The organism is Sphingomonas sp. TZW2008 (assembly GCF_002117915.1).
Taxonomy (GTDB): domain Bacteria; phylum Pseudomonadota; class Alphaproteobacteria; order Sphingomonadales; family Sphingomonadaceae; genus Sphingomonas.
Window position 1 is genome coordinate 84,359 of sequence record NZ_BDJB01000002.1, and the last position, 9,162, is coordinate 93,520.

General features: G+C 65.6%; 6 protein-coding genes and 1 pseudogene. 1 reads left to right on the forward strand and 6 read right to left on the reverse strand.

The window, feature by feature from the left end:
* Positions 1-21: 21 nt before the first annotated feature.
* From B7L05_RS01715 to B7L05_RS16810, 6 genes and pseudogenes are all read right to left on the reverse strand, one after another.
* On the reverse strand, positions 22-1,476 hold the full coding sequence (locus B7L05_RS01715) for an efflux transporter outer membrane subunit (RefSeq protein WP_085808513.1): 1,455 nt from the start codon (positions 1,474-1,476) through the stop codon (positions 22-24).
* Positions 1,477-1,595: 119 nt separating this feature from the next.
* Complete coding sequence (locus B7L05_RS01720; protein WP_085808494.1) at positions 1,596-4,775, reverse strand: efflux RND transporter permease subunit; 3,180 nt, start codon at positions 4,773-4,775, stop codon at positions 1,596-1,598.
* A gap of 168 nt (positions 4,776-4,943) precedes the next feature.
* Positions 4,944-6,200, reverse strand: a complete 1,257-nt coding sequence (locus B7L05_RS01725; RefSeq protein WP_085808495.1) for an efflux RND transporter periplasmic adaptor subunit — start codon at positions 6,198-6,200, stop codon at positions 4,944-4,946.
* The gene (locus tag B7L05_RS01730) at positions 6,197-6,574 is read right to left on the reverse strand and encodes a hypothetical protein (RefSeq protein ID WP_085808496.1); all 378 of its coding nucleotides are present in this window, start codon (positions 6,572-6,574) and stop codon (positions 6,197-6,199) included. Before B7L05_RS01730 ends, B7L05_RS01725 begins: the two co-directional genes overlap by 4 nt.
* A 298-nt stretch (positions 6,575-6,872) precedes the next feature.
* The gene (locus tag B7L05_RS01735) at positions 6,873-7,484 is read right to left on the reverse strand and encodes a TetR/AcrR family transcriptional regulator (protein WP_085808497.1); all 612 of its coding nucleotides are present in this window, start codon (positions 7,482-7,484) and stop codon (positions 6,873-6,875) included.
* Between the two features lie 278 nt (positions 7,485-7,762).
* Positions 7,763-7,903, reverse strand: a pseudogene (locus B7L05_RS16810) (IS5/IS1182 family transposase); the annotation flags it as partial.
* A 974-nt stretch (positions 7,904-8,877) separates the two neighbouring features.
* On the opposite strand from B7L05_RS16810, the gene B7L05_RS17315 reads away from it, so the two are divergent.
* Positions 8,878-9,048 (forward strand): hypothetical protein, encoded by a 171-nt coding sequence (locus B7L05_RS17315; protein WP_179187089.1) that lies wholly within the window; start codon positions 8,878-8,880, stop codon positions 9,046-9,048.
* Positions 9,049-9,162: the final 114 nt, after the last annotated feature.

The following is a 9,162-nucleotide window of genomic DNA, read 5'->3' on the forward strand; positions in this document are numbered from 1 at the left end:
CATCGGCGGCGTTCAACGCGTTCATCGGACGGCCGCGCCAGTTTTCGGCACGGAGCCAAGCTGCCGAGCCCCCGGTCGACGATGATCGCGGTTCGGTCCGCCCCAGCCTCCACCCAAAGCGCGAAAGACGTCGATCTGGGCGCGGGCGATCTGCGCATCGGCAAGCGCCAGCGCGGCCTCCGTGTCGGCAAAGGTGCGTTCGGCGTCGAGCTGCGAAAGACTGTCGATCTGCCCCTCACGCCGCTCTGCGCGGGTGATGCGCGCAGCGCGCTCGGCGGCGCTGCGTGCTTGGGTCAGCGCGCTGCGGCGCTCGATCGCTTGCTTGTAGTTGGAGAGCGCAGTTTCGGTTTCCTCCAGCGCGGTCAGCACGGCGCCGTCGAACGTGGCGAGCGCGGCCTGTGTGTCCGCCTCCGCCCCGGCAATCTGCGCGCGGGCGCGACCCTGATTAACGTTCCAGCTCAGCAGCGGCCCGAGCAGCCAGTTGAGCGGCCCGGCACCGAACAAATTGCCAAGGCCGGTGCTGGTCTGGCCGATCGAGCCGCCAAGCGTGATGCGCGGGTAGAGATCGGCGGTCGCGACGCCGATCCGCGCGGTGGCGGCGGCGAGCCGCCGTTCGGCCGCGCGCACGTCCGGGCGACGTGCGAGCAGGGCCGCACCGTCACCGACGGGGATCGGCTGATCGAGCCGCAGCGTCTGCGTTCGCTGCGCGGCGACCGGCGGCAGATCCTGCGGCGTGCGGCCGGTGAGCGTCGCGAGGCGGAACAAGGCGGCCTGGCGCTCCGCCGCGAGCGTCGGCACGTCGGCGCGGCGCTGGTCACGCAGCGCGGCGATGCGGGCGGCGTCGAGCGGGGTCGTCATGCCAACTTCCACCCGGCGTTCGGTGACGCGGAGCGACTGATCGAGCAGCGCGACGATCCACTCGGCAACAGCCAGCCGCTCGGCCGCTGCCGCGGCATCGGCATAGGCGCGGGTGGTCGCCGCGACGACCGAGACGCGCACCGCGTCGGCGTCAGCCGATGCAGCGCCGACATCGCCACGCGCGGCCTCGACATTGCGGCTGATGCGACCGAACAGGTCGACCTCATAGGACACGTCGAGCCCCCCGTCGATCAGCCAGCTTTCGCTGTCGATCCCCGGCAGGCGCTGAACCTGCGAGAAGCGATTGTACGTCGCGCCGGCACCGACGGTTGCCTGCGGCGTGCGATCGTTGCGCACCTCGCGCAGGCTCGCCCGAGCGCGTTCGAGCCGCGCCACGGCGACGCGTATATCGGTGTTGGCGGCGAGCGCGTCCGCGATGAGGCTATCGAGCACCGGGTCCTGGTAGAGGCGCCACCAATCGTCGGCGGCGGGGCTCGTGGAGACTGCAGTGCTGGCCGAGACGAAGGGGGCCGCGGCGGATGCTGGCGTGACCGGGCGAGCGTAGTCAGGGCCGCTCGCACACGCCGCCAACGTAAGCGCTGAAGCAGTCAGCATCATCTTCGTCGCCGCAGCCTTGGCTGCGGCCGAGAGGAAGAAGCGAGCCCCCGGCTCGAGCCTGTCCTGAGCTTCGCCGAAGGAACCGGGATGACGAAGGAAGTTGAGCATCGTTAGGCTCCTTACTCGGCGGGCTGCAGTGCGGGATCAGCGGCAGGGCGCGCACGCCGCCGCCCGATCCGCTCCGCCAGCGCGCGGCAGACGACATAGAAGGTGGGGGTGAAGATCAGGCCGAAGCCAGTGACGCCGATCATCCCGAAGAACACCGCCGTCCCTAGCGCCTGCCGAAGCTCAGCGCCCGCCCCGGTTGCGATCAGCAACGGCACCGCGCCCAGGATGAAGGCGAAGCTGGTCATCAGGATCGGGCGCAACCGGTCCTGCGCCGCGCGCACCGCTGCTTCGACCGGCGACAGGCCGTCCTGCTCCTCGGCCTGCTTGGCGAACTCGACCACTAGGATCGCGTTCTTCGCGGCAAGCGCGATCAGCACCACCAGCCCGATCTGCGTCAGGACGTTATTGTCCATGCCGCGCAGGTTCACGCCGATCATCGCCGCGAGCAGGCACATCGGCACGATCAGGATGATCGACAGCGGCAGGAACAGGCTCTCGTACTGCGCCGCGAGCACCAGGAAGACGAACACCACGGCGAGCGCGAAGACGATGCCCGCGGTGCTGCCGGCGGCCTTTTCCTGGAAGGCAATGCCAGTCCATTCGGTGCCGTAGCCCTTGGGCAACGTCTCGGCGGCGATCTTCTCCATCGCCACCAGCGATGCGCCCGAGGAATAGCCAGGCGCCGTCTCGCCATCCACTTCGACCGCGGGGAAGAGGTTGTAGCGGGTGACGCGATACGGGCCGGTGCGGTCCTCGAAGTTGGACACCGATCCGATCGGTACCATCGCGCCGCTGTTTGAGCGCGTCTTGAGGTTGGCGATGTCCGCCGGGGTCGAGCGGTGCGCCGCATCGGCCTGTGCGGTGACGCGATAGGTGCGGCCGAGCAGGTTGAAGTCGTTGACGAACGCACTGCCGAGATAGACCTGCAGGGCCTCGAACACCCGCTCCGGCGGCACGCCGAGCATGTCGGCCTTGGCGCGATCGATATCGGCGAAGATGCGCGGCGTGGCGGTGTCGAAGAAGGTGAAGACCTGCGCCAGCCCTTCCGTCTGGTTCGCCTTGGCGAGCAGCTTGCCCGTCTCCTCGCCGAGCTTGCGATAGTCGCCGCCCTCGCGATCCTGCACGATCATGCGATAGCCGCCGGCCGAGCCGATGCCCTGGATAAGCGGCGGCGGAATGACGAGGATGCGCGCCTCGTCCATGTCGGCGGTGGCGGCGCGCACCTTGTCCATGATGCCGGCAAAGGTGACCCCGAGTTCGGCGCGCTCCTCGAACGACTTGAGCGGAACGTAGGCGGCAGCCGTGTTGGGCGCGAGCGTCTGCGACGGACCGTCGAATCCCGCCAGCATGACGACGCCCTTCACCCCGTCGAGCGGCAGGATGCGCTTGGCGACTTTTTGCACCACCGCATCGGTGCGCTCGACCGAGGCGCCGGCTGGCAGCTGCACCACCGTCAGGAAATATCCCTGGTCCTGCGCCGGAATGAAGCCGGTGGGCGTGGCCCAGAACACCGCGCCGGTGGCGGCGATCAGACCGGCATAGGTGAGCATCATGCTCTTGGGGCGACGCACGAGCGTGTCGGTCAGGCGGGCATATCGCTCGCTCATCCGCTCGAACCCGCGGTTGAACCAGTCACCCGCGCGGGTCAGCGCCCGCGTCATGCGGTTGCCATGCCCTTGTGCCTCATGCCCCTTGAGCAGGATCGCGGCGAGCGCGGGCGACAGGGTGAGCGAGACGATCAGCGAGATGATCGTCGCGGTCGCGATCGTGACGGCGAACTGCTGGTAGAAGGCGCCCGACATGCCAGTGAGGAACAAGGTCGGCACGAACACCGCGCACAGCACCAGCACGATCGCGACCAGCGCGCCGGACACCTCGTCCATCGACTTGCGCGCGGCTTCGAGCGGCGTCAGCCCGTCGGCGAGGTTACGCTCGACATTCTCGACCACCACGATCGCGTCGTCGACGACGATGCCGATCGCCAGCACCAGCCCGAACAGCGACAAGGTGTTGAGCGAATAGCCGAACGCCGCCAGCACCGCAAACGTGCCGACCAGCGACACGGGGATAGCCACGATCGGGATGATCGCCGCGCGCCACTTCTGCAGGAACACCAGGATGACGAGCACGACGAGCACCATCGCCTCGAACAGCGTATGGATCACCGCATCCACCGATTGCGCGATGAACTCAGTGGGGTTGTAGATCACGCGATATTCAAGGCCCTTGGGGAAGGACTTGGACATCGTCTCCATCTCGGCCGTCACTTTTTCGGCGGCGGCGAGCGCATTAGTACCAGGGCGCTGGAATACCGCCGCGATCACGGTCGGCTGGCCCGAGAGGTAGGTATTGGAATTATAGTCCTGCGCGCCAAGCTCGACCCGCGCGACATCGCGCACGCGCACCTGATGACCGTCGGCGTCGGTATGCACGATCACGTCGCCGAACTGCTTGGGATCGATCAGCCGCCCCTGCGTCTCGACGTTGAGCTGAAAGGCATTGCCCTGGTTGTACGGCGGTTGGCCGAGCGTGCCCGCGGCGACCTGCACGTTCTGCGCGCGCAGCGCCGAGACGATGTCGCCTGCGGTCAGGTTCAGGGCGGCGGCGCGGCCCGGATCGATCCACACGCGCATCGCGTAGTCGCGGCTGCCGAACAGCCGCACGTCGCCGACGCCATCGATGCGCGCGAGGCGGTCGCGGACCTGAGTGAGCGCATAGTTGGAGATGTACCCGCGATCGAGCGACCCATCGGGCGAGATCAGGTTCACCACCATCAGGAAGTCGGGCGACGTCTTGCGCGTCACCACGCCGAGACGCTGCACTTCCGTCGGCAATCGCGGCACCGCCACGGCGACGCGGTTCTGCACCAGCACCTGGGCGGCATCCAGATCGGTACCGATCTTGAAGGTCACGGTGATGGTGACGACGCCGTCGCCGGTCGACTGGCTCGACTGGTACAGCATGTTGTCGACGCCGTTGATCTCCTGCTCGATCGGCGCGGCGACCGTTTCGGCGACGGTCTCGGCCGACGCGCCGGGATACGTTGCGGTAACGGTGACGGTAGGCGGCACGATGTCGGGATATTGCGCGACCGGCAGACCCCAATAGGCGATCGCCCCGACAATGGTGATGATCACCGCGATGACGCCCGCGAAGATCGGACGGGTGATGAAGAAGCGCGACAGGCGCATGGCAGGCTCCCCGGAAACGAGGATGGATGGGATCGGCTCGGAAGCCGGTTCGTGCTGTGTCAGCCCACTCCCGTTCGCGCTGCGTTGCCAAAGGGCGTGCCACAAACGCTGGTGCCCGCGGCACGTGCTTCAACAGGCCCAGCACGAACGGGTTAGAGGTAGAGGAAGCTATCGTGAAGCGAAGGTCGCCTGACCGGCAACGGCGAGAGACCCACCCGGCGGCGCGCCCTCGTGCACCGGCGCGATCCGACCGGCTCGCACCTGCACCTTGGTGCCCGGCATCGCCATCTGGGTTCCGCTGATCACCACGCGGTCGCCCGCCGCCAGCCCGCTACGGATCACGCGCAACCCGTCGACCACCGGGCCGAGCTGCACCGGCTTCACCGTCACGGTTCCGTCGCGCGCCACCGTGAGCAGCGTCTTGCGCGCCTGATCGGTCTGCACCGCGGCATCGGGCACCAGCAGCGCCGACGCCGTTCCCCCGCTCGAAAGCCGCATATTGCCGAACATGCCCGGCGTCAGGAACATGTCCGCATTGCGCAGCACCGCACGACCGCGGATCGTGCCCGAGCGCGGATCGAGCCCGTTGTCGGTGAAGTCGAGCCGGCCCGTCCAGCGATAGTCGCCTTCGTCCTGTAGCTTGATCTCGACCGGCGACGCCGCAGCACCCGCCTCCCGCGCGCGCTTCGTCTTGAGGAACAGCGCCTCCGAACCGTCGAAGGTGAAATAGATCGGATCGAGCGCGTTAATCGTCGTCAGCAATGTGCCGCTGGTGTCCCCACCGGCGACCAAATTGCCCGCATCGATCCGCCGGTCCGACACGCGGCCGCCGATCGGCGCGCGCACCTGGGTGAACTCGACGTCGAGTGCCCGCGCCCGTACCCGCGCCTGCGCCCCTGCCAGCGCCGCATTCGCTGCGCGCATGCGGGCAGCCAGCTGATCCAAGTCGCTCTTCGACACCGCGTCGTCCGCAACCAGTCGGTTGGCGCGATCGAGGTTCGCGCGCGCAAGAGCCACGTCGCTTTGCGCGGTAGCGAGGCTGGCGCGTGCCTCGGCCAGCGCCGCGGTGAATGGTCGCGGATCGACTGTGAAGAGCAGCTGCCCCTTATTGACGATCGCGCCGTCGGTGAAGTGAACCGCCGTCACCGCACCGGAAACGCGCGGCCGAACCTCCACCGATCTGCTCGCCTCGAACCGGCCGACATAATCGTCCCATTCGGTGATCGGGCGAACCAGCGGGGTCGAGATGGTGACGGTTGGCGGCGGTGGGGCGGCGATCGCCGGCTGTTCGCGGTGGAGCAGCACCGCGGCTGTCGCCGCGACTATTACGGGCGCCGCGACCAGCGCGCCGGCGCGCCACTTGTATCGCTTGCGCTCGGCCACGACCGGCTCGGACGCGACCTCGATCTTGCTATGCATGTTCATGCACGTTGCGCCTTGTTGAACGTCGCCGCACGAATGCTGGCGCGCAGGGTTTCATAATGGCCGTTGGTGAAGCCGGCCGCGAGAAAGTCCGTGATCTCCTGCGCCGGCACCCTGCCCAGGTCATGCCAGGCCAGCACCGCCAGACGGCGGAGCGCCTCCAGCTTCGGATCGGCCAAACGTGGGTTCGGTTTTCGGCCGAACAGATTGCCGAGCGCCACTGACAACCGTCCGGGTTCGCGAAGCGTCGCCAGCGTGTCGCGGCGGGCGAGCACGACAACTGCCCATTCGAGCGCGGACAGGCGATCATCGGTCGGGCGATCGCCCGACGCGGCCTGCTGAACGGCACCTATTTCGTCGAACGCGAGATAGGCCATGGAATTCCCCTTTTATGATGCGGACGCGCGCCAGCCTCCGGCGATCCGGATCAGCGACTGATGCGCAGGAGCGATCGCCGCCGCGCACCAACGCGGCCCGCCATCACAGGATTGAAGATGCAGAGAAGCGCCGCGGATTATGTTCCGCGGGTTGCCTCAAACGAACAAGGAAGCATTGCAGCGCCCTTCGGATAGGAGCGCCGAAGCGGCGCTCTTTCAATACCGTATGGTATAGAAATCGTGCTGCGCTGCGTCAACCGTCATTTTGTACCGACCGGTATTTTTCTTTTCGCCGATCTTACGCGCCGGGCCACATCATGAGGCTGGTCTCCACCACGCGCTCCAACTCGGCGCGAGTTGCGCCAGAGCCCGCCTGCACCGCCATCCCCTGCAGGATAGCGTAGAGGTAAAGCGTCAGGTTCTCGGGATCGACATGGTCCGGCAGATCGCCATCGCGTTTTGCCTGGCGGAAACGCTCGACCAGCGCCGCCTGCGACGACGCACGGCGAGTGATGATGTCAGCCTTGATCGACTCGGCCTCCGCCCCGCAGGCGGTGGCACTGATAACGCCAAGGCAGCCCTTGGGATCGCACTTGCTCATCTGCGCATCGATCGCGCCGCGCATGAAATACTCGGCCACTGCACGCGCCGTCGGCTCCTGCAGCGCCTCGCGGGTATAGGCCAGCTTTTCGGCCTCGTAGAGGTCCAGCGCCTTGTGAAACAACGCTTCCTTGTTGCCGAACGCGGCATAGAGGCTGGGCTTGGTAATGCCCATCGCCTCGGTCAGATCGGCCATCGACGCGCCCTCATAGCCCTTCGCCCAGAATACGGCGAGCGCCTTGCCGAGCGCCTGATCAACACAGAACTCCCGCGGGCGTCCTTTGGTAGAAGGTGCGGTGGTCGTTTCCATAACGGGCGGTATATAAGCCCATCGCCTGCGATGCTCAACCGGCAGCGACCGTTTAAGCTGTTCACTTAATGCGGTTCGCAACGGGCGGGGCGTTTGCGAGATATTTCCGAGGCCAAAATGCCCGCCAACATCATCAAGACGCCGAAGCCGCGGTTACGGCAGCGTGAAAGACGTAGGCCGAGTCGACCGGCATCAGATCGCGTCGTCGTTGCTGCTAGCAACCGGCAGCAGGCCAACCTGGGCGGAATGATCCGGGCTTTAGGGTCAAACCCCGTTGATCACAGCCAGAAGACGGCGGTGGCGGCGAGGCCACGGCCGCGAAGGAAACCGTAGGGCATTCGATCGTAGCGGGATGCGACGCGGCGACAGCCGGTGAGGCGGCCGAACATTATCTCGATGTGGCGGCGGCGCCGGTAGCGGTGCGACATCGCTGTGTTCGTTAAGATCTTGGAACGAGTGGCGACCCGCACTTCATCATGATCGATTCTCGCGACACCATCGCTTCTTTCAAAGAGGCGGCTTCGGACGGTGACGGCTAGGCAGATCCGCGTCCAGTTAGCGGGCTGGCAGCTCTCACCCGGGCCGGTTCCAGGAGCCGGCCTTACGTGCAAAAACCTAAGGGCGGTATCGTATCTCTCGAGTGATCAACCTCTCTTGCCGTCTCTAGAGCGTCTGCCTTCGATTTCAGCCCCAGCAAGTTCATTGAGCCTTACGTCCAAAATGCTCTGAAGACGGCCGCGTTCGGCGACGGTGTGAGCTTTCTCGATTTGATCGCGAAGCCGACGAATGTTCGCCGACATTATCCACTGTTGCATAGGCGCTCCGAGGCTGCCCCCGCTACCTCGATAGCTCGCATCTTGGCTGCACGCATCAATACTCGTCGTTTTGTATGTTATTTTTCACCACGAATCGCCTGTCTTTCCAGCACTTCGGGGGAATCTGCTGCGCGTTGCTGACAGCGGGCAGGCCACAAGCCTCCCTTACGGTCCTTGTCTCCTCGCGCTTGATAGCGGTGGGTTCACGCTCTCCCTCAGACGCGATCGGCGGACGGAAAGGATGAATTCATGACAACAGCGGCATTCCTAGACTCCATCGACCAACAGGCGGATCCGACGCGTTCATGCTAGCGGATGCCGTGCGGCCATCCGAAGCAATGTTCTTCGAGCCAAGAGGCTCGGTCCAGCGCAGCATGTTCCGAAGCTACACCAGGGCTGGCATCATCAAGCCGGAGGGCGCCCGGTGGTATCTGGACCTGTCCGCATACGGCGCGACCAAGTGCGCACGGCGAAAAAAGGCCATCATCGTCGCCGCGCTATTGGCCGTCGCAGCTGGCCTAACGTGGATCACTGAAGCCGTTGTGGACCTCATATGATCGACTGCGCATTACGGGCCGATGAAGACTCAGAAGGTGCTCCCTCGGAGCGTTGAAGATATCGGAGAACAACTTGCCCGTGTGTTTCCGGTTGTGAAGCTGACCGGCTTTGATGATCTTCTGGCCCAGCTCGATGTCTTAGACGACACGCTTCGATCGAAGAAGGTTCCGCTAGACAAGAGCAGTGCCTGATCGAGATTGTGGTGCGATTTTTGACGCCTAATACGATGTGACAATCGATGTCCCTAGGCTCAGGACTCGTTGATCACAGCCAGAAGATGACGGTTGCAGCGAGGGCGACGGCGG